We start from the raw sequence: 20,301 nt of genomic DNA, 5'->3' as shown, positions 1-20,301 counted from the left end.
ATAGTTTGATAGAATCGTGTTATGCAGAAGGTGAAATAAGCCAGAATGGCTGAAAACAGCTTGAATTTGTCAGGAATGGGGTATCGGCATGAAGAATTGTTACGAGAATTTGTATGAGGTAAGACCAATCCGGGATCTCAGGGAAATGATCACCTCCAGCGTGGAGCTGTTCGGTGACAAGGCGGCCTTCCTGGTGAAGCGGGAGGGCAACCCCGAATATATTCCCATTTCCTACAAGCAGTTCAAGCAGGACATTGATGCCCTGGGAACAGCCCTGGTCGATCTGGGCCTCAAGGACAAGCGGATCGCCATGATCAGTGAAAACCGCTATGAATGGAATGTGTCCTATCTTGCGGTACTGTGCGGTACGGGCGTCGCAGTTCCCCTTGACAAGGAGCTTCCGCCCAATGAAATCGACAATCTCATCAGGCGTTCCGAGGCCAATGCGGTCATCTATTCGCAAAACCTGGCTGAATCCATGGAGACCATCCGCGCCAACCATCAGGAGGTCTGCTTCATCAATATGGATGCAGAGCAGGACAACGGCGATGTGCTGTCCTTTTCACGCCTCCTGGAGCGCGGCCGGGAACTGCTGGAAAAGGGGAACAGGGCCTTCCTGGATGCGGAGATCCACCCGGAGGTCATGAATATCCTGCTGTTCACCTCCGGAACTACCGATACCTCCAAGGCGGTTATGCTGTCGCAGCGAAACATCTGCGAGAACCTGATGAACATGTGCTCAATGCTTTATATCGACGAAAAGGACACGTTCCTGTCCGTATTGCCCATCCACCACACCTATGAGTGTACCTGCGGCTTTCTGTGCCAGATGTACAGGGGATGCACGATCGCTTTCTGCGAAGGGCTGCGGCACATCGTGAAAAACCTGAAGGAATCGGGCTGCACCATCATGAACGGTGTTCCCCTGATCTTTGAATCCATGTATAAGCAGATCATGAACCAGGCAGCCAAAACGGGAAGCCTTGGGAAACTCAAGTTCGCCATCAGGCTCAGCAATGCCCTCCGAAGAATCGGCATCGATATCCGGAAAAAGCTTTTCAGGCAGATCCATGAGACCTTCGGTGGAAAGCTCCGGCTCTTCATCAGCGGTGCGGCAGCCATCGATCCGCAGGTGGCCAAAGGCTTTAGGGATATGGGTATCAACCTGGTCCAGGGCTATGGCCTGACCGAATGCTCCCCCATTGTGACACTAAACCGCGATATTTGCTATAAGGATGATGCGGCAGGTCTTCCCCTGCCCAATCTGGAAGTGGCCATCGACAACCCCAACGAGGAGGGCATCGGGGAGATCAAATGCAAGGGACCTTCCGTCATGCTGGGATATTACAAGAACGAAGAGGCTACCCGGGAAGCCATACGGGATGGCTGGTTCTACACCGGGGACCTGGGATACTTCGACGAGGACGGATTCCTCCACATTACCGGGCGCAAAAAGAACGTTATCGTCACCAAGAACGGTAAGAACATCTATCCGGAAGAGATAGAGACCCTGCTGGGAAGAAGCCCGTATATCAAGGAATCCCTTGTGTACGGGAAAGCCGATGAGGGTGATGAAGATATTGCTGTCCACGCCATGATTGTCCCCAATTATGAGAAGATTGAAGAGGACATCAAAAACGGCACGGCACCTGGAAGCACGCCCCATGAAGTGATCGGCAACGAGGTCAGGAATGTGAACAAGCAATTGGTGCTGTACAAATACATCAGGCATTTCGAACTGAGGGACGAGGAGTTCGCCAAGACAACCACAAAGAAGATCAAGCGCTATAAGGAACTGAAATAAGGCCCGATAGCAAGGGCTGTTCTTTTTTGATCCTTGCCGGATTATTGTTGTACCATGCGTAATAACTGATAAGCGACGGGATGAATGATGGAGACCAACAGCAGGGTTGCCGTAATAGGCATTGTTGTCAGTAACCGGGATGAATCGGCCGGAAAGGTCAATGCCATATTGAGCGATTATGCGCATATCATTGTCGGGCGCATGGGAATCCCCTATGAAGAGAGGGGGATTTCTGTGATTTCCATCATCGTGGACGGCACCAATGACGAAATAGGTGCCTTGAGCGGCAAGCTTGGAAACATAAAAGGCGTGAAGGCCAAAGTGGCCGTAGTAAGCTAGTTGTATATGGCATGGAACGATCTGAGATACCGGAAGACTTCCTGTATCAGGGATCCCACCATATAATTCTCAAAATCCTGACGAATCGGAGCATTCTCAGTCGGAGGGGGTTGATGGTATGAGGTATGAAAATGACGGCTCTTCCTGACGATGGGGAAGAGTTGTTTTATTATCCGGCCTGGCATGCGGGTTGCCGGGCAAGCGTGACGGCATGCATCAGGCTGATGTACGAAACAGGATATCGAAACAGGATAATTGGAGGTAGCATGATGGAAAACAAGAAGCTTTCAGTTCACTTTATTGCCAGAACGGCGATTCTTCTGGCCCTGACCATCGTATTCCAGACCATCGGGCGGGCGATTCCCCTGGGGCAGTTCAACCAGTTCATCACCGGTTCCCTGGTCAATGCCTGCCTTCTGATAGCTGCGGCAACCACAGGCATATGGGGAGGAACGGCGGTGGCCGTTCTGGCACCCTTTGGCGCTATTCTGACAGGCGCTTCCATGCCGCTGCCCTTCGCACCCGTCGTGGCTGGGGGCAACTTCATCCTGGTGCTGATGTTCGTCCTGCTTAAAAAGAACCGGATACTGGGCATCTGCGCCGGAGCCGTTCTCAAATTCGCTTTTCTCTTTGCCGGCGTCAACATCTTTGTCAGCCTGATGGGGCTGCCTGCCCAAAAAGCCGGCGCCATGATCGCCACCTTCAGCTGGCCCCAGCTGGTGACGGCCGCCATAGGCGGCGTCCTTGCCCTGCTGGTCCTGAAAGCCCTTGGCAGGGTGATCAAGGCGTGAATCTGCCGTCAGGAAAATAAGAGGAAACGGGCGACATTCCAAAAAGGTTGTTGCCTGTTCCTTTTTTTTATGGTATGGTTTTTGTCTGTCTGTCGTAGTTTCTCAATAAGCCGCTGTGAATCGTTCCTGCGGCGTGGGTAAACATAATATACATAACCATCCGACACAGGCAAGACTTGTGGACAGGGGAGGATCATTGTGGCGGATTTGATGTCTAGCGACCTGTTTTCCTGGGTTATACTGCCCATCCTGATCGTTCTGGCGCGCATGGTGGATGTAACCCTGGGAACCATACGCATCATCTTCGTGTCAAGGGGCAGCCGCCTTGCTGCGCCCATCCTGGGATTTTTTGAGGTGTTTATCTGGATTGTGGCCATCAGCCAGATCATGCAGAACCTGAACAATCCGCTATGCTATGTGGCGTACGCGCTGGGCTTTGCACTGGGCAATTACCTGGGCATCATGGCGGAAGAGAAGCTGGCCATTGGTTATCTTGTGCTCAGGATATTTGTCATCAAGGAGAACCCGGAAAAGGAAACCCTGATGGAGAAACTCATAGAAGCAGGATTTGGCGTCACCGCCGTGGAAGGCAGGGGGGCGACCAAGGAGGTTACGCTGCTGTTTTCCCTGATACGGCGCAAGGATCTGGATGAGGCCGTATCCATCATTGAACAGGCCGATTCCAAAGTCTTCTATTCCATAGAGTCGGCAAAGGCGGCCCACGCCGGCATTTTTCCCGAGAAAAAAACGCGCAGGACGCCCTTTATCAGCAATGTGGATATCCGTCGCAAGATAACGGGGGGCTTCAGAAAGAGAAAATAAACGGCGGCATTTTCGCCGTTCTTTGGATCCTGCTGCCTGACAGTTGACATCTGCAGGAAAGTTATATACAATATTTAAAATTTATTGCGTGTGATCATGAAAATACTGTTGGGAGGAGATTGCCATGGCTATTATTTATCCGGATATTTCGCGGACATTCAGCGAATATCTGCTGTTGCCGAATCTTACGACGAAGGACTGTACGCCGGAGAATATTGATTTGCGGACACCCATTACCAAGTTCGCCAAAGGTGAAAAACCGGCCATCACATTGAACATTCCGATAGTATCCGCAATCATGCAGGCCGTTTCAAACGATACACTGGCCATTGCATTGGCCAAATGCGGTGGTCTTTCTTTTATATATTGCTCACAGCCCATTGAAGAACAGGCCGAAATGGTCAGAAAGGTCAAGAAGCATAAATCCGGATTTGTCGTCAGCGACTCCAATGTTTCAGTGAACCATACCCTGAGGGATGTGCTGGCCATCAAGGAAAAGACGGGGCATTCCACCATTGCGGTCACCGACGACGGAACAGCCAACGGCAAGCTTTTGGGAATTGTTACCGGGCGCGATTACCGGCTGAGTCGGGATCCGCTGGATAAGAAAGTATCCGAGTTCATGACTCCCTTCAAGGATCTCATTGTGGGTTACGTCGGCATCACGCTGAGCGAAGCCAACGACATCATCTGGGAGCACAAACTCAACGCTCTTCCCATCATCGATAAGGATCAGAGGCTCCAGTACCTTGTTTTCAGAAAGGACTATGAAGAACACAAGCAGAATCCCCTGCAGCTGATGGATGACAAAAAGCGGCTGATGGTGGGGGCCGGTATCAATACCAGGGACTACAAGGAGAGAGTGCCTGCCCTGCTGGAAGCTGAAGTGGACATCCTCTGCGTGGATTCTTCCGACGGATTCTCCGAATACCAGAGGGAAACCATCCAATACATCAAGGAGAATTATCCGGATGCCAAAATCGGCGGCGGTAACGTGGTCGATCGCGAAGGCTTCATGTACCTGGTGGAATCGGGCGCCGATTTTGTGAAGGTGGGTATCGGCGGCGGCTCCATCTGCATCACCCGCGAGCAGAAGGGTATCGGACGCGGTCAGGCCAGCGCTGTCATCGAGGTGGCCCAGGCAAGGGATGAATATTTTGAAAAGACCGGCATCTATATCCCCATCTGCTCCGACGGCGGCATTGTCCATGATTATCATGTGACACTGGCCCTGGCCATGGGAGCGGATTTCGTCATGATGGGACGGTATTTTGCCCGGTTTGATGAAAGCCCGAACAAGAAGGTGAAGCGCGGCAACAGCTATGTGAAGGAATACTGGGGCGAGGGCTCCAACCGCGCAAGGAACTGGCAGCGCTACGATCAGGGTGGCAGCGTTCACATGAAGTTCGAAGAAGGCGTGGATAGCTATGTGCCTTACGCCGGTAAGCTGAAGGACAACCTGGAGGTTACCCTGAGCAAGATCCGGTCCACCATGTCCAGCTGCGGAGCCAAGAGCATCAAGCATCTGCAGGAGACCGCAAGGCTTGTCCTGGTGTCCTCCACCAGCCTGATTGAAGGCGGTGCCCATGACATCATTCTTAAAGACAGTGAATACTGATAAATGGTTTGGAAAGCAGCAACCCGGTCCCGCCCAGCGGCCGGGTTGTTTTAATCCTGGAGAGCAACTCCAGTCCTGCGCCTGCCAGCAAGGACAGCAGGGATATCACGGGATAATGGTACCTGATACAATGCGTATTTGTGATTCTGAGCCAATGAAGCAGGGCAAAAATCTGAATATGTGATATAATAAAAATCTCACAGCCTTAATAATGAATACCCGGGGATGCCCCGAATTTTATCAAAAGACGTTGCTTCAAGGAGTGAACAGATTGCAGACCACAAGAAACTACGACATCATTCTCTTTGATCTGGACGGAACGCTGACCGATTCAAAGCCGGGGATAGTCAATTCCTTCAATTATGCCCTGAAATCCATGGGCTTTGAGGAGCAGGATGCGGCCGCCCTTGAAAAATTCGTTGGACCTCCGCTGAAATATTCCTTCAGGACCCTGTGCGGATTCAATGATGAACAGGTGGCTGAAGCCATCAGGCTTTATCGGGAATATTATGTTGCCAAAGGCATGTTCGAGAATTCGGTATATCCGGGGATCCCTGAACTGCTTGAGAAACTGAAATCCAGCGGGAAAACGCTGGCTGTGGCGACCTCCAAGATCATGGCCCATGCCAGGCAGATCCTGGAGCATTTCAAACTGGCCCATTACTTTGTGGTGATTGCGGGCAGCAACCCCGACGACTCAAGATCCACCAAGGGCGAAGTTTTGCGCTATTGCCTGGATGAGCTCCATATCAGTAGAAAGGACGGCGTCGTGTTGGTTGGGGACACGAAATACGACGTCATAGGCGCCAGGGAAGTCGGGATCGACTGCATCGGCGTCCTGTACGGATATGGTACGCAGGAGGATCTTCGGAAGGAAAATGCCACTTATATCGTGGAGACTGCGGAGGATGTGGGCCGGCTGATACTGGGGCGATAGCCGTCCTTACGGCGGGAAAGCCGGCACGATGCTGCATGGTTTTCCTGAACATGGTATAATTCTGCATGGCGAAACCCAGAACTGGAGTTTCCCGGATGTATTCCGCCTCCCTTAAACGGAGGCGGAATTTTGAAACTTATTATTGACTGAATGTCAGTCAGTAGATTATAATGGAAATATAAGAAGGAGTGATGATGTGACGCGCATATCCAAAAATCCCGAGGAACGGAAAGAAGAAATCCTGGATGCCGCCATGGAACTCTTCCTGACCAGGGGTTACGAAAAAACCTCGGTCAGCGATATCGTCAGGCGGATCAATGTGGCGCAGGGCCTTTTCTACTACTATTTCAAATCCAAGGAAGAAGTCTTCCGGGCGGTTATGGAAAGGCTGGCCCGACAATTTTCAGAAAGGATTATCGCCATTATCAGGGACGACTCCCTGACCTTCAGAAGCCGCATCGAGAAGGTCGTGGATACCATGCACCACGTCCTTCCTGTATCGGAGAGTATCCTGATGGACGAAATCCACCAGGAGGAGTTCCGGGCAATCCATTACCGCCTGGCGTTCCAGATAGCGGGTGAGGTGATCGGGCCCATTGCAGAGCTTCTGGCAACCCTCAGAGAGCGGGGGCTTGCCCGTGTAAAGGATCCGAAATTAACGGCTTCTTTCCTTGTTTTCGGTGTTTTCGGGCTTGTTCACGGTGAGGACGATCTGGTCCACGACAAGAAAAATCTCACGACCGATACCCTGTTGGATATGCTTTCAGGACTGCTGGGTGTAAGTCCTGAAGTTCTGAAAAATATATAACAGAAAGGTAATTGCATGATGGAACCGCTCATTCGTTTTGAGAATGTGACGAAAGAGTATGCCTATGGGGAAAACAAGATACGTGCCGCGGACAACATCAGTTTCGAGATACATAAGGGAGAGTTTACGGTTATCCTTGGCCCAAGCGGGGCCGGGAAGAGCACGGTGCTCAATCTCCTGGGCGGCATGGATCGGGTGACCTCCGGATCCATCTATGTCAACGGCTGCGACATCGCGACCTACGATGAAAAGCAGCTGACTGCCTACCGCCGCGATCATATCGGGTTTGTCTTCCAGTTCTACAACCTGATCCCCACGCTCACGGTCTATGAGAATGTAGCCCTTACCAAAGAGCTGGTCAGGAACGCGCTGGACGCCAGGGAGATCCTGGCATCGGTCAGCATGGAGACCCATCTGAACAAGTTCCCCGCACAGCTTTCCGGCGGGGAACAGCAGAGGGTTTCCATTGCCCGTGCCATTTGCAAAAACCCGACCCTGCTTTTGTGCGACGAGCCTACGGGCGCCCTCGACAGCGAGACGGGTGTGCTCATCCTGTCCCTGCTGCAGAGGATGAGCCGGGAGAAGGGGCATACTGTGATCATCGTTACCCATAACTCGGCGCTTGCTCCCGCAGCAGACAGGCTCATCCGGCTGCGGAGCGGAAAGATTGTTGAAGAGGTCAGAAACCCGTCTCCTGTCAGTGTTGAGGAGGTTAATTGGTGATGCTCCTGAAAAAGATGTTCAGGGATATGCGGCAGAACCTTTCCCAGTTCATAGCCATTTTTCTGATGTCCATGCTGGGCGTTACCGTATTTGCCGGGATCAACGCCGAATGGCAGGGGATGAAACACGAACGGGACCGTTTTTATGAAGAAAGCCGCCTGCCTGACTTCTGGCTTCTCGGCCGGAACTTTACGGAGGAAGACCTGGAGGAAGCGGCCCAAATATCGGAGGTTGAGGCTGTTTCCCGCCGCCTTATCGCTGATGCGGTGGTGCAGACCGGGAAAAAACCTGCATTAAGGATACATATCATTGAGGATAATGAGCTCTCCAGGCCTCATCTCGTCGAGGGGGAAGCCTTTGACCCTGCCAGGGACGGGATATGGCTGGACAGTTATTTTGCCGAAGCCCACGACATCCGCGTGGGAGATACCATCCGGGCCGAAGCCGGCGGAATGGTGTTCGAAAAGGAAGTTATAGGCCTTATCATGCACCCGGAGTATGTGTATTGTGCCAGGGATGAAACCCAACTGTTTCCCCAGCCTGAGAACTTCGGATTCGCCTTTGTGCCCAAGAAAGTTCTGCCGGAGATCCTTCCACTACCCTATAACCAGCTGATGATCAGGCTAGAGGACTCCGCTGACGCAAAGGTGGTCCAGTCCGAACTGGAAAAGCGCTTTAAAGGGAAGTACAGCCTGCTTCAGACCCATGAAACCCATCTGAGCACTTCCATGATTGAAATGGAAATCCAGCAGAACAAGGCCATAGGAAACGTGTTTCCCGTGGTGTTCTTCCTGATTGCGGCGCTGGCCATGCTCACCACCATGGTGCGCATGACGGGCAACCAGAGGATACAGATAGGCACGCTGAAGGCGATGGGGTACAGCAGGCATAAAATCCTGTTCCACTATATTTCCTATGGCATATGGATTGGGCTTGCCGGAGGCCTTCTGGGGCTTGCCATCGGGCCGCTGCTGGTGCCCCCCATCCTGTTTGAAATGCAGAAAACACTCTATTACCTGCCAGACTGGTATGCGGTCCTCACACCCGAATCCTGCGCGGTGGTGATCATCGCGGTTCTCTGCTGCGGCGCATCCAGCTATTTTGCCTGCCGGAGGGAACTCAAGGATGTCCCAGCCGCCTGCATGAGGCCAAAACCTCCGAGAGCCGGGCGCCATACCCGCTGGGAAAAGAGCGCTTTGTGGCATAAGCTGGGCTTTTCCGCCCAATGGAACATCCGTGATATCTTGCGCAGTAAAGTCCGTTCCGCCATGGCGATCGCCGGCGTGGCCGGGTCCATGACCCTCCTCCTGTGCGCATTCGGCGTGCTGGATACCATCGGCGGCCTGGGGGACTGGATGTACCGGGATTTGCATGCCTACGACTACAGGATTAACCTGAAGGAGGAGATTCATCAGGAAGAGATAGACGCTTTGAAGCAAAAGTACGGCGGACAGCTGATCCAGGAACTTGCCATTGAGCTCAGGAAGGATGGCAGGGAAGAAACCGGATTTTTGACCGTGATTGAGCCGGGAGAACAGATCCGGTTCCAGGATCCGGAAAGAAACCCCATGACGCTTCCCGACAGCGGGGCTGCCATGACCTGCAAGATGGCGACCCTGCTGGGCCTGGAAGTGGGAGAAACGTTTGAATGGCGCAACCCCGGGGATACCCAATGGCATATAACCAGGGTTGAGGCCCTCTACAGGAGCCCAACCGGCCAGGGAATTACCATGTCTGAAAGGGCCTATGAGGCCGCATACGACACCATGGTACCCACGGCACTGCTGGTTGCCGGCAACGGTTCGGATGCCGTCGGGCTGCCCGGCGTCAAGGATGTGAAGAGCAAGGATGAAATGCGGGCAGGCCTTGAGAAGATGCTTGAAAGCATGCGGACACTGGTGGGAATTCTCATCCTCGCCGCCGTGGTCCTGGGTGCAGTGGTGCTTTATAACCTCGGTTCCCTGTCTTTTGCCGAACGCGTCCGGGAACTGGCCACCCTGAAGGTACTGGGCTTTTTCCCGGGGCAGATTCGGGGTCTGCTCAACAAGCAGAATCTACTGCTGACCATTGTAGGCATTATCATCGGTATACCGTGCGGCTATGCCCTTATCGCCTACATGGTTTCCACCCTTTCGGAAGCCATCGACATGCCGGCCAGGGTCAGCCCGGCCACCCTCGTCCTGTGCATCATCGGAACGCTTGCAACGTCCCTGGCGGTCGGCCTGCTGCTGTCCAGGAAGGTCGGCACCATCGACATGGTGAGCTCACTGAAGGCTGTTGAATAAAACAAGATGTCCTGCCCTTATCGGCTGATGTTCATGCCGCGCAGCATTGGACGAACAGCAGAAGGATGCCATATGCAGACTTGCATGTTTCTGTTATGGTATAATGTGGATGCATGTTCGAAACCCTTGCGCGGCATGAGCCGCATGATGACCTTTGGTTGTATTCATTCTGAAAGACATTGACGAGGTGCAGTATGGAGATTCAGATAAGGGCTGTAACGCAGAAGGACAGGAGCACGGTTGCAGGCCTGTTGTCAGAGCTTTGGGGCTCGGAGATAATCGTATCAAGAGGAAAGGTGTACCATGCCGCGAACCTGCCCGGCTTTCTCGCATGGGTGGACGGACAGATCAAGGGCATGATTACATACCATATCGAAAATGACCAGTGTGAAATCGTCACGTTGGACAGCATGCTTGAAAACTTCGGCATTGGCAGCGCCCTTGTGGACAGCGTTGTGCAGAAAGCCAGAACCGCGGGATGCAGAAGGGTATGGCTCATCACCACCAATGACAACATCCACGCCATCCGTTTTTACCAAAGAAGGGGATTTGACATGGCAGCCCTTCATAGAAATGCTATCGAAGAGTCCAGAAAAATCAAGCCGCAGATTCCGCTGAAGGGCCTGGATGATATTCCTATCAGGCACGAGATTGAGTTTGAGCTTTGCCTGTGATCATCGATTCCACAGCCTTTATCCGCTCTTCTACAGTCGTGTCTCCTTCGATGCGCAGAACGGGACAGGTCAGACTGGCCAGCCATTTTTCATGGAGAAGCCTGCTCCTGATTTCCATGCCCCCGGTGTCATATTGGGCCGCCCACCTCAGGAAGGCCTGAGAGTTTTCATATCTGCTGCCGCCCGGCTCAACCGCACTGCCGTAGCTTTGGAGCTCCCTTTCCTTCAGGCGTGTCAGCCTGATATCCTCTGGGATCCACAGAAAGACCACAAGATCAAAGAGCGGAATCAAGCCATCGCCCAGCCGCATAAAGAACCTGTCAGCACCCATTTTTCATGTCTTGCCAGATCCTTTGTCAACAGCTCCAGCCTTTCTTTCACCGGCCTGTGTACGGTGAAAGGATCCTCCGTGGGCAGCCAGAAGTAATCGTCGGTATCGAAATGGCGATATCCCAGCCTTTCTTCCAGGGCTTTGCCCAAGGTGGTGGTTCCCGAGCCGGACGCACCCAGTATGTGGATGCGGTTTATCATATTTCCACGCTCCCAATCCGAAGTAGCATGCGGATGGCTTGTCCGCATTACCATTTTACAGAAAAGCGACGTTAATTTCCATCTTGTTTTGACGGTATTGCAGAACAGTGATAATTGAAAAAATGCTGTTCATATACTATTTCCCGGGAATTTTGCGGACTTACATTCCCGGGACAGGGGGTGGCAGGATGATGCCTGCTGATGGAGACAAGGATTAGAATACCATTAAAACTGGCATAAAATCTTGAAGGGAAGCCGGGACGGGGTATATAATATTTTTTGCCAAAAACGCTGACCTGTGATTGGGTTGGATGCATAGGCCTGGCTTATTTGAATAAAGATTAACAAATTGAGCATGAATGCCGAGTTTTGGAGGTATCTGCATGGGTCTTGTTACCGGGCAGTTTAATGAGGCGTTCACCCCTATCATGGATGGGGTGACCAATGTGGTCAGAAACTATGCATACTGGTTGAACAGGAAGTACGGCATCAGTTACGTGGTTACGCCCCACTTTCCCAATTATGAGGATAAAGAAGATTTTGAAGTATTGCGGTATCATTCCATCGGTGTGCCCACAAGGCCGCCGTACCGGACGGGTCTGCCTGTGCTGGATATCCAGTTCATGCGCCGCATCCGGAATATTCCTTTTGACATTGTCCATGCCCATTCTCCGTTCAGTGCCGGCAGGATTGCCATGCATATTGCCCACAAGCGCGGCATCCCCATTGTGGCCTCCTTCCATTCCAAATACTATGATGATCTGCGCGAATCCCTGAGATTTGAAGGCGCCGCAAGGATCGGCGTATCCATGATAGTCGATTTCTATAACTCGGCCGATTTTGTCTGGACAGTCAATAACGCAACCGCCGGAACCTTGCGGGAGTATGGCTACAAAGGCCGAATAGAGGTAGTCAATAACGGAACCGAATTCGAAACGGCCGAGGACCGAAAGGCCGAAGGCCGGGTTGTTGATGAAAGGCTGTACCTGAAACCCGATGAACGCGTCTTCCTGTATGTGGGCCAGCTGGTCTGGCAGAAAAACCTGAAAGTTTTGATCCAGGCCCTTGCCCATCTCCGTGATATGGGAATGGACTATAAAATGCTGATTGCCGGAATGGGTTACGCGGGGGAAGATCTGAAGAAACTGGTGGCGGATCTGAACCTCACCGACCGAGTGATCTTTCTGGGGGCGGTTTATGACCGGAGCTACCTGAAATCCCTGTTCTGCAGGGCTGATCTGTTGCTGTTCCCGTCGCTTTACGACAATGCATCCATCGTGCTGCAGGAAGCGGCATCCCAGAAATGCCCCGCCCTCCTTGTAAAAGGTTCCAATACGGCGGAAGGTGTAGTCGACGGGGTCAACGGACTTTTGAGTGAGAACAGTCCGGAAGCCATAGCCAACAGAATCTTTGACGCGGTACAGTATGCCGATCTTGAGAAGATTGGAGAAAATGCCCATGACACCTTGTACAGGAACTGGGAGAGCATCGTGGATGAGGTGTACGGCAGGTACAGGGAAATCGTGAACGCTTACAAGCGTATCCGCGCCTGAGCGGTTATTCCGCTGTTTCTTAAGTACACGATGTGCCTGTATCTTCGGGCAATCAGGGGCTCGTGGGCAACGGTGACCAACGGTTTCCCTTCATGGTTCAATGCGGCCAATATGTCCATCATGGTGCTTTTCCTTTTCCCGTCCGGGACACTTTTTCCACCGTGTGTTCCGCCTTCGACAATTTTCCGCTTTTCTTCCGTCAGGCATCTGTTATATTAAAAGTTGAAGAAACTGGTATTGCCTTGCATGTGATACCCTTTCTGCGGCAATTTTCAATGTTCGAAAGGAGCGGACATGGACCTTTATATCAGGCGAACAGGAGAGTACCGTGGCCCATCCATGGTTTTTCTGCACGGCGGCGGTGTCGCCGGCTGGATGTGGGACAGGCAGGCCGAGTTTTTCAGGGATTATCATGTGATTATCCCGGATCTTCCGGGCCATGGAAGAAGCGCGGATATTCCGTTCATTTCCATGAACGATGCTGCTTCAAAAGTGCTGACGGCCGTCAGGGATGTGGTGGGAACCGAAAAGGTTATCCTGGTGGGTTTCTCATTGGGAGGCCAGCTTGTGGTGGAGATCCTGAGCAGATGGCCTGAGAAGGTGGAGGCTGCTGTGATCCTCAGCGCCATGGTGCGTCCGGTGAATACCGGGAGAACTTTCCTGATCTCCTTGCTGAAAAAGAGTTTCGGCCTGGTCCGGGTCGAATGGTTTTCCAAATGGCAGGCAAAAAGCCTATACATACCGGATGCGTATTGGGAGCAATATTACCGGGATTCCCTGAAACTGACCCGGGATAATTTCCTGAGCGTGATGGAAGCCAATATGAGCTATGCCCTGCCGGAAACCTTCGCCAACTCAAACGTTCCGGCCCTCGTCCTGGCGGGCACGAAGGAACGGGGCAAAGTGAAAGCCTCGGTTCGGGATATGGTGCGGGCAAACCGAAACTGTACCGGTTACCTGGTGGCCGGTGCCGGCCATGGTTTGCCTCTGGCGGACCCAGATCTGTTCAACGAGATGGTCTATAATTTCATCAACAATATTCGGCTCCATAAGAACGCGAAGCTGAAAAGGGTGGTGTAGCCTTATCGTAATGCGGCCTTGCCTTTACGGACGCCTTCCTGGACAGGTGTCATTGTGAGCGCAGCGTCAGCGGAGCGTGGCAATCTTTGGGCGTCCGTAAAGTAGGTCACTGTGCTGCACGGCTGCAAAACAGTAGCTGTTTGAATGGGGGCGGCTGAACTCAGTGCGTTCAAACAGCAGCCGCCCCTGTCCCGCGTGTTTCAATTCCCGCCAAGACGGGTATGAACCTTGTAACGGGAAGGAATGTCCCGCACAACAACGGGGAAAGAATAGGTGTATGATGATGACTGGAAATTGTGGTTCAAAAGAAGCGACAAGAAAAATAACCGCCGGCAAGGTCACCGATTGCCGGCTTGAGCATAACAAGTTCTATGTGGCCTTTGAACGGGGACAGGCCAGGATGGAATCCTTCGGGGAAGGTATCCTGCGGATAACCCTGGCGCCTGGGGAGATACCTGATTCGGAATCCCTTGCCGTGGTTGCCGAACCCGACGACCGGCTTGCGCTGTCCGACGAACAGGATCTTGTAACCATCAGCAATGGCGCATTGGCAATCCAACTCAGGGCGGATCAGCCCGGCCTTTCGGTTTCCAGCCGCTGCAGCGGAACCCTTTTGGAACTGGAACAGGCCTTTTGCAGGATAGGAAAAACCCTGTCCGTTTCTGCCAGGATAGGTGAATCCATGATGTTTTTCGGCCTTGGTGAGAAAACGGGTTTCCTTGACAGGAGAGGCCGCCGCTACATCATGTGGAATACCGACGATCCCCTGCATACGCCGGACAAGGATCCCCTGTATAAAAGCATCCCTTTCCTGATCTTTTTTGACGGGGAAAGGGCATACGGCCTTTTTTTGGATTCCATCGCCCGATCGGAGTTTGACCTGGGCTATGAGGACAGGGAAAGGCTGTCCGTCACCGTGAATGATTCCTGCCTGGATCTCTATCTCATCGATGGCCCGTCCATTGCCGAAGTGGTCATGCGGTACACCCGGCTGACAGGGCGCATGGAGATGCCACCCATCTGGAGCCTCGGTTTCCAGCAGTGCCGTTTCAGCTATTACCCCCAGGAGCGGGTTCTGGAGCTGGCCGAAAGCTTCAGGGCAAGGCAAATCCCCTGCGACGTGATCTACCTGGATATCGACTATATGGATGGATACCGCATTTTTACCTGGGATGCCAGCCGGTTCCCGGAACCGAAGGGAATGATAGCCCGGCTTGAAGAACAGGGCTTCAGGGTGGTTACCATTGTGGATCCCGCCATCAGAAAGGATTCGGACTACTCTGTATATCTGGAGGGTACGCGGGAAGGACATTTCTGCAAGTTCCCCACGGGGGAGGTTTATCATGGGGAGGTCTGGCCCGGCACGGCTGCGTTCCCCGACTTTTCCAGGGAGAAAACGCGGAAATGGTGGGGGTTCAAGCACACCGTGCTTTTTGATGCAGGTGTTTCCGGCATATGGAACGACATGAACGAGCCCAGCGATTTTAAGCCCGGAACCCCGGATCGAACCCTGGCGACGGTGCCCAATGACCTGATGATGGACTTTGACGGAAAACCCCAGCCTTTCTCAAAATGCCACAATGCTTACGGGATTCTCATGTGTCGGGCTACCCACGAAGGGTTCAGGGCGCTGAAACCCGGTGAGCGTCCGTTCATCCTCACCCGATCGGCCTATGCGGGTATTCAGCGTTATGCAGCTGTCTGGACAGGGGATAACTACAGCTGGTGGGAGCATTTGGCTGCTTCCATTCCCATGCACCTGAACATCGGTTTATCCGGCATTCCCTTTGTGGGAGGAGACGTGGGAGGATTCCAGAGCAACAGCAGCCCGGAGCTCTATGCCCGCTGGGTTCAGCTGGGTGCCTTCACCCCCTTCTTCAGGGCCCATTCCGACAGGGGTACGCGGGATCACGAGCCATGGTCCTTTGGTCCCGAAGTGGAAAGCATAGCCCGAAGGGCCATTCAGCTGCGGTATGCGCTATTGCCGTACCTGTACAGCGAGTTCAGGCGGGCCTGTGAGACGGGGCTGCCCGTTATGCGGCCGCTGATCCTGGATTTCCAGGATGACAGGAATGTCTATGGCATCAACGATCAGTTTATGTTTGGCAAGGACATCCTGGTGGCGCCCGTCGTGCGTCCCGGCGACAGAAAGCGCCTGGTTTACCTGCCGCATGGAGGGTGGTATGATTTCCACACTAAGGAACGCCTGGAAGGCGGAACATACATCATTGCGGATGCGCCCCTGGACCGGATACCGGTCTATGTCCGCGAAGGCGCCATCATTCCCATGGCGCGGAGTGCCGAAAGCACCCGTTTCATGGATTTCAGCACCCTTTGGTTTGAGCTCTACGCAGGCCCGGAGGGCAGTTTCGATCTTTATGAGGACGACGGTCTTACCCAGGATTATCGCGACGGCGCATTCAATCTCCGCCGCCTGACGCAGCAATCGCCCTCGCCCAGGTCTTTCCGGTTCAGGCTGGAAAACCTGGCGACAGGCTATGGAGGAGGCCTGAAAAAAGCTTACGCAGCCGTCTACGGGCTGGATGAAGATCTCCCGTCAGAGGGCTGCGTATATGAGAATCGGGCCTGGCATTTTGAACTGGACGGCTCCGATGCGGAGATCAGGATAGGTTAGGGTAGGTCTGCTCAATGATGCGGAGCATCCGATACAGCATCTCGTTGACCGGTGTGGGGATACCATGCTTTCTCCCAAGCTCAACGACGGTCTGGGCAAACAGTTCCACTTCCGTCTTTCTGCCGGCCTCCACATCCTGGAGCATGGAGGTTTTTCCGTCGGGGGCCATGGTATCCACAAGAGGCAGGAAATTGGCGATGTCCTCTTCCTTTAGGTTGATGCCTTCCTTCTGAGCGATGGGAAGGACTTCCCTGGCGGCGCTCATCATCAGATCCCGCGCTTCCTGGATGTTCTGGAAGATCCAATAAGGTGCCCGAAGAACGGCTGAGGTCTGGTTGATGCCCACGTTCAGAAGGAATTTCCACCACTGTTCCTTCAGAATATCGGAAGGATTGGCGTAAGGAACGCCAGTCCAGTCAAAGAAGGCTTTGACGGCTTGGACGTCTTCCGAATCGGGCTTGTTCTTATGGCCAAAAACGATCTTGCCTTTATTGGAATACCTGGTACTCAGCCCTTCCCGGGTGGCATCGGTGCCCACCACAAAACCATGGAGGATGTGCGCATCACCGAATTCGCGTGCCAGGATGTCCTCGCTGGTGATGCCGTTGAGCAGCGACAGCAGGATGGTGTTTTCCCCCACAAAAGGCCTGATGGCTTCAATGGATTCACCAAGGTGATGACCTTTTACTGCGATCAGAATCAGATCGGCTGGTTCCACCGACGGCTGGGAGATGACATAATCGAAATCGTATCGCTTGCCGTTGACGGTGATGCCCTGTGCCTGGTAACGGCGGGCCCTTTCGGCATCCACAATCACTTTAACCGATTCCCTGTCATGTTCGTAGAGGAAGGAGGCAAAAACGCTCCCAATAGCCCCCAACCCTGAAATATGTGCCCTTTTTATCATCCTTTCCGGCATTGCTCATAACCTCCTGTCTGTCTGTGAAAGGCCACGCCTTTCACGGTTGTTTTCCGTTTACTTTTTCTCTGCGGCCAGCCAGACCTCGTCCACCAGCAGCCGGGTTTCTTCGCCGGCCACCGCCGCTGTGATCCGGACTGAGAAATCCCGCACGCCCGAAGCGCTGTCAGGAAGCTGTACGTCGAGTTCGAGCCATTCATCAGCCAGCGGCAGTTCGGTGACAAGATTATAACTTGAACCGTCAAACCATTCGATTCGCACCACATCACCGGGGTTTCCGTTCACAAAGGTATAAGCCAGGTGCAGTTTGAGGTTTTCATAAGGCACGGTGGTAACGGCCCTTTCAAGAAAACCGTCCTTTCCGATGGATGCGGCAACTTTGCCCTTGTAGGGATTCTCGGTCTCATAGGTGGTGCTGTCGTTGCTCCTTTTCCATTTGCCATGGCCGTAGGTTTTGGTTTCAAAGCCGTCGGCAAACAATACAGTTTCCTTGGTGCCTTTAATGGCGTACTTGGTGAACAATCCGCCCTCGGTCAGGTCGATATCCGTCCATTTGGCATTGACATCGATCTGTTTTCGCAGGATGGAGGCACCTTCCTGTTTGGTACTGTATGACCAGTTCACATAGCTGATATTCCGCTCATCCAGGAATTTGATCCATGCCATGGATTCCTCGTGGAATGTGGGGCCATCCCCGGTGTTCAGGCAGCTTCCCCATTCGCTGACGAAAATGGGCAGACCTTTCGAAAGGGCGTAATCGATCTTATCCATGAGGAACTGCCCATGGGATCCTGCGTAGAAGTGCAGGGCATACATGACATTGTCATAGGGAAGCGGGTCGTCTGCCGCGATATCTACATCCTGGCTCCAGGTGGGTGTGCCTACTATGATGATGTTGTCGGGATCGTTCTTTCGGATAGCGGGTATGACTTCATCCGCATAGGGCTTGATATGGCCTTCCCAGGTGGTAGCGGCACCATTGGGTTCATTGCAGATCTCATAGATGATGTTGGGATAATCCCCGTAACGGGCAGATATCTCTGAGAAGAACGCTACAGCCTGGTCCTTGTATTTCAGGGGCGTGTTGTCATAAAGGATGTGCCAGTCGACGATGACATAGATGCCCAGGTCTATACAGTCATCAATAATTCGCGTCACGATATCCTTCACGGCGGGGTTTCGGATGTATCCGGTGGCATCCTCGGTATACATGGCTATCCTGAACACCGTCAGGTTCCAGTCATCCCGCATCTGCTTCAAGGCATTGTATGTAACCAGATAGCCAAAGGAAGCAACCTCGTGGGTACTGACTCCCTTGAGCTGTACCGGCTGGCCAGCCTCGTTTACCAGCTGGGTTCCCTCCACCCTCAAATGTCCGTTGCGTTCCACAACCGTGGGACCGGAATCCGGCGTGGGCTCAGCTGGCTCGGCAGTTGCTTCAGGTGTGGCCTCTGGTGGATTTTGGGATGCGGGATCCAGCTGGGACGGCGGTGTTACGCTGACGATCTCCGGTGGGGTATCTCCGCATCCGGAAAGCATGATCAGGGTCAGAACCAGTGCCCATAGCATTGGCTTCTTTCTGTAGCCGTATCGTTTCATAGCATACCCTCCATATATGGACATCTGATTCCTATTATAGCATTAATCCTGATTTTACCATAGATCCAGGGGATAATACCCCCCATGGGCTGCTGGCGTTTAGCCGGGCTGTCCGATACCGGCGGCGGTAGTGGGCTCAGGGTGATGAATGGGGCTTCTTTCCGTCATATCTGATGGGTTTTGCCTTTTGCTTGGTATGCTTGGCGTGGCCCTGCAGTTCCGGTACCGGGGGCACCTCGTTCCGTTCAAAATGCTGACGCTGATGATTTTCGGTTCCATGGGCGTCGGGATCGGATGGGTCGGGTCTTCTCATTCCGGATTTGTCCATTGCATGCATCTCCTTTCCATGATGGGAACAATGCTTGGCCTTATTGTTGCTCAAACCTTGCAAAAACATGTATGCGGGATTTCATGCGGCTTTCGGCCGTCACCAAAGTGGACGTGCCCGAATAGTATGTAGTGGGCTTGTTCGACAGAGCAATACCCGAAAAAACAATATTCATGAAAGGAGATGAAAGAATGGGCAAGAAAGAACTTCAGGTCCCTGTTGTTGTAGGTGTTGGCAGCGAGCAATTCTTTATCGAGAAAGAGATAAAGGTTTCTCCGCCGAGTCCACCGATTTTTGAGATCAAGGAGATCAAAAAGTGGATCGAGGTGTATGATGTGAAGGTCATTCCCGGGAAGGTTATTTTCAACGCCTACCTGTGGAAGAACATTGTTTACAAGACCGTGGAGCATGTCCATGACGATTCGGTCAACGGACCTGTCTTCCATCTGACCACCAAGATCCCCTTCGGCGGCTTCGTGACCATTTGCCCCGTTGAGGGTGAAAAAGTATGTCCGGGAGACACCCCCGAACTCATAGAAGCTGTCGTGGAAGGCGAGATTGACGATCTGCAGTCCAAGACCATTGTCTGCGGCGTTCCCGCTTATGAGAAGCTCCTTGAGAAAGTCGTTGTCCGCCTTACCTTCAAGGTCGTCAGGGTACAGCATGTTACCGTGGACGAGTTCAAGGACAAGGATAAGGACAAGGATAAAGAAAAGGACAAGGACAAATGCAAGGACTATGACAAGGACTATGACAAGGAGAAGTTCTGCGCAAAGGAAGCCTTTCCATATAAAGGCCGCTATTATTAATCCTGAACGCTGAGGGCTGTTTTACAGCCCTCTTTTTTTGTGTCTT

20 protein-coding genes are annotated in these 20,301 nt (G+C 52.9%); 14 read left to right on the top strand and 6 right to left on the bottom strand.

Going from position 1 to position 20,301, the window contains the following annotated elements; translation table 11 throughout:
* The first annotated feature begins 88 nt into the window (after nt 1-88).
* The 10 genes from F3H12_RS00265 to F3H12_RS00220 all read left to right on the top strand — a co-directional run bounded on the left by F3H12_RS00265 (nt 89) and on the right by F3H12_RS00220 (nt 10,801).
* Complete coding sequence (locus F3H12_RS00265) at nt 89-1,804, top strand: AMP-dependent synthetase/ligase (protein ID WP_149677339.1); 1,716 nt, start codon at nt 89-91, stop codon at nt 1,802-1,804.
* Nucleotides 1,805-1,888: 84 nt separating this feature from the next.
* Complete coding sequence (locus F3H12_RS00260; protein ID WP_479694059.1) at nt 1,889-2,143, top strand: TM1266 family iron-only hydrogenase system putative regulator; 255 nt, start codon at nt 1,889-1,891, stop codon at nt 2,141-2,143.
* A gap of 269 nt (nt 2,144-2,412) precedes the next feature.
* Nucleotides 2,413-2,934, top strand: coding sequence for an ECF transporter S component (locus F3H12_RS00255; RefSeq protein WP_149677407.1), 522 nt, complete (start codon nt 2,413-2,415; stop codon nt 2,932-2,934).
* A gap of 198 nt (nt 2,935-3,132) precedes the next feature.
* Nucleotides 3,133-3,756: a DUF2179 domain-containing protein gene (locus F3H12_RS00250; RefSeq protein WP_149677338.1), complete on the top strand. Its 624-nt coding sequence runs from the start codon at nt 3,133-3,135 to the stop codon at nt 3,754-3,756.
* A 124-nt stretch (nt 3,757-3,880) separates the two neighbouring features.
* Nucleotides 3,881-5,374 carry an IMP dehydrogenase gene (locus tag F3H12_RS00245; RefSeq protein WP_149677337.1) on the top strand — a complete coding sequence of 498 codons (1,494 nt, stop codon included), beginning with the start codon at nt 3,881-3,883 and terminating at the stop codon, nt 5,372-5,374.
* 271 nt (nt 5,375-5,645) lie between these two features.
* Nucleotides 5,646-6,311, top strand: coding sequence for an HAD family hydrolase (locus F3H12_RS00240; RefSeq protein ID WP_243133133.1), 666 nt, complete (start codon nt 5,646-5,648; stop codon nt 6,309-6,311).
* Between the two features lie 196 nt (nt 6,312-6,507).
* Nucleotides 6,508-7,119 carry a TetR/AcrR family transcriptional regulator gene (locus tag F3H12_RS00235; protein WP_149677335.1) on the top strand — a complete coding sequence of 204 codons (612 nt, stop codon included), beginning with the start codon at nt 6,508-6,510 and terminating at the stop codon, nt 7,117-7,119.
* A gap of 15 nt (nt 7,120-7,134) precedes the next feature.
* Nucleotides 7,135-7,842, top strand: a complete 708-nt coding sequence (locus F3H12_RS00230; protein ID WP_422822189.1) for an ABC transporter ATP-binding protein — start codon at nt 7,135-7,137, stop codon at nt 7,840-7,842.
* Complete coding sequence (locus F3H12_RS00225) at nt 7,842-10,127, top strand: ABC transporter permease (RefSeq protein ID WP_149677334.1); 2,286 nt, start codon at nt 7,842-7,844, stop codon at nt 10,125-10,127. Before F3H12_RS00230 ends, F3H12_RS00225 begins: the two co-directional genes overlap by 1 nt.
* 194 nt (nt 10,128-10,321) lie before the next feature.
* Nucleotides 10,322-10,801, top strand: a complete 480-nt coding sequence (locus F3H12_RS00220) for a GNAT family N-acetyltransferase (protein ID WP_149677333.1) — start codon at nt 10,322-10,324, stop codon at nt 10,799-10,801.
* Here F3H12_RS00220 and F3H12_RS13420 read toward each other — a convergent pair.
* Both F3H12_RS13420 and F3H12_RS13415 read right to left on the bottom strand, forming a co-directional pair.
* Nucleotides 10,767-11,132 carry a P-loop NTPase family protein gene (locus F3H12_RS13420; RefSeq protein WP_243133132.1) on the bottom strand — a complete coding sequence of 122 codons (366 nt, stop codon included), beginning with the start codon at nt 11,130-11,132 and terminating at the stop codon, nt 10,767-10,769. The two genes, F3H12_RS00220 and F3H12_RS13420, sit on opposite strands and share 35 nt — an antisense overlap.
* Nucleotides 11,090-11,332 carry a P-loop NTPase family protein gene (locus F3H12_RS13415; RefSeq protein ID WP_243133131.1) on the bottom strand — a complete coding sequence of 81 codons (243 nt, stop codon included), beginning with the start codon at nt 11,330-11,332 and terminating at the stop codon, nt 11,090-11,092. Before F3H12_RS13415 ends, F3H12_RS13420 begins: the two co-directional genes overlap by 43 nt.
* Nucleotides 11,333-11,715: 383 nt before the next feature.
* On the opposite strand from F3H12_RS13415, the gene F3H12_RS00210 reads away from it, so the two are divergent.
* Nucleotides 11,716-12,885 carry a glycosyltransferase gene (locus F3H12_RS00210; RefSeq protein ID WP_243133130.1) on the top strand — a complete coding sequence of 390 codons (1,170 nt, stop codon included), beginning with the start codon at nt 11,716-11,718 and terminating at the stop codon, nt 12,883-12,885.
* Here F3H12_RS00210 and F3H12_RS13180 read toward each other — a convergent pair.
* Nucleotides 12,864-13,007: a hypothetical protein gene (locus tag F3H12_RS13180; RefSeq protein ID WP_188118286.1), complete on the bottom strand. Its 144-nt coding sequence runs from the start codon at nt 13,005-13,007 to the stop codon at nt 12,864-12,866. The genes F3H12_RS00210 and F3H12_RS13180 overlap by 22 nt on opposite strands.
* Nucleotides 13,008-13,179: 172 nt before the next feature.
* On the opposite strand from F3H12_RS13180, the gene F3H12_RS00205 reads away from it, so the two are divergent.
* Nucleotides 13,180-13,965 (top strand): alpha/beta fold hydrolase, encoded by a 786-nt coding sequence (locus F3H12_RS00205; protein WP_149677332.1) that lies wholly within the window; start codon nt 13,180-13,182, stop codon nt 13,963-13,965.
* Between the two features lie 283 nt (nt 13,966-14,248).
* Nucleotides 14,249-16,600, top strand: coding sequence for a glycoside hydrolase family 31 protein (locus F3H12_RS00200; RefSeq protein ID WP_188118285.1), 2,352 nt, complete (start codon nt 14,249-14,251; stop codon nt 16,598-16,600).
* Here F3H12_RS00200 and F3H12_RS00195 read toward each other — a convergent pair.
* The 3 genes from F3H12_RS00195 to F3H12_RS00185 all read right to left on the bottom strand — a co-directional run bounded on the left by F3H12_RS00195 (nt 16,587) and on the right by F3H12_RS00185 (nt 19,446).
* Nucleotides 16,587-17,519, bottom strand: coding sequence for a ketopantoate reductase family protein (locus F3H12_RS00195; RefSeq protein WP_207706772.1), 933 nt, complete (start codon nt 17,517-17,519; stop codon nt 16,587-16,589). The genes F3H12_RS00200 and F3H12_RS00195 overlap by 14 nt on opposite strands.
* Nucleotides 17,520-17,576: 57 nt before the next feature.
* Complete coding sequence (locus F3H12_RS00190) at nt 17,577-19,118, bottom strand: glycoside hydrolase family 5 protein (RefSeq protein WP_188118284.1); 1,542 nt, start codon at nt 19,116-19,118, stop codon at nt 17,577-17,579.
* 136 nt (nt 19,119-19,254) lie between these two features.
* Nucleotides 19,255-19,446: a hypothetical protein gene (locus F3H12_RS00185; RefSeq protein ID WP_149677329.1), complete on the bottom strand. Its 192-nt coding sequence runs from the start codon at nt 19,444-19,446 to the stop codon at nt 19,255-19,257.
* A 191-nt stretch (nt 19,447-19,637) separates the two neighbouring features.
* On the opposite strand from F3H12_RS00185, the gene F3H12_RS00180 reads away from it, so the two are divergent.
* Nucleotides 19,638-20,255 (top strand): DUF3794 domain-containing protein, encoded by a 618-nt coding sequence (locus F3H12_RS00180; RefSeq protein ID WP_188118283.1) that lies wholly within the window; start codon nt 19,638-19,640, stop codon nt 20,253-20,255.
* Nucleotides 20,256-20,301: the final 46 nt, after the last annotated feature.

Source organism: Thermoclostridium caenicola (genome assembly GCF_900142095.1).
GTDB classification, from domain to species: Bacteria; Bacillota; Clostridia; order DSM-8532; family DSM-8532; genus Thermoclostridium_A; species Thermoclostridium_A caenicola.
The sequence above is the reverse complement of the archived record's forward strand: the minus strand, read 5'-3'. Positions and strand labels throughout refer to the sequence as shown.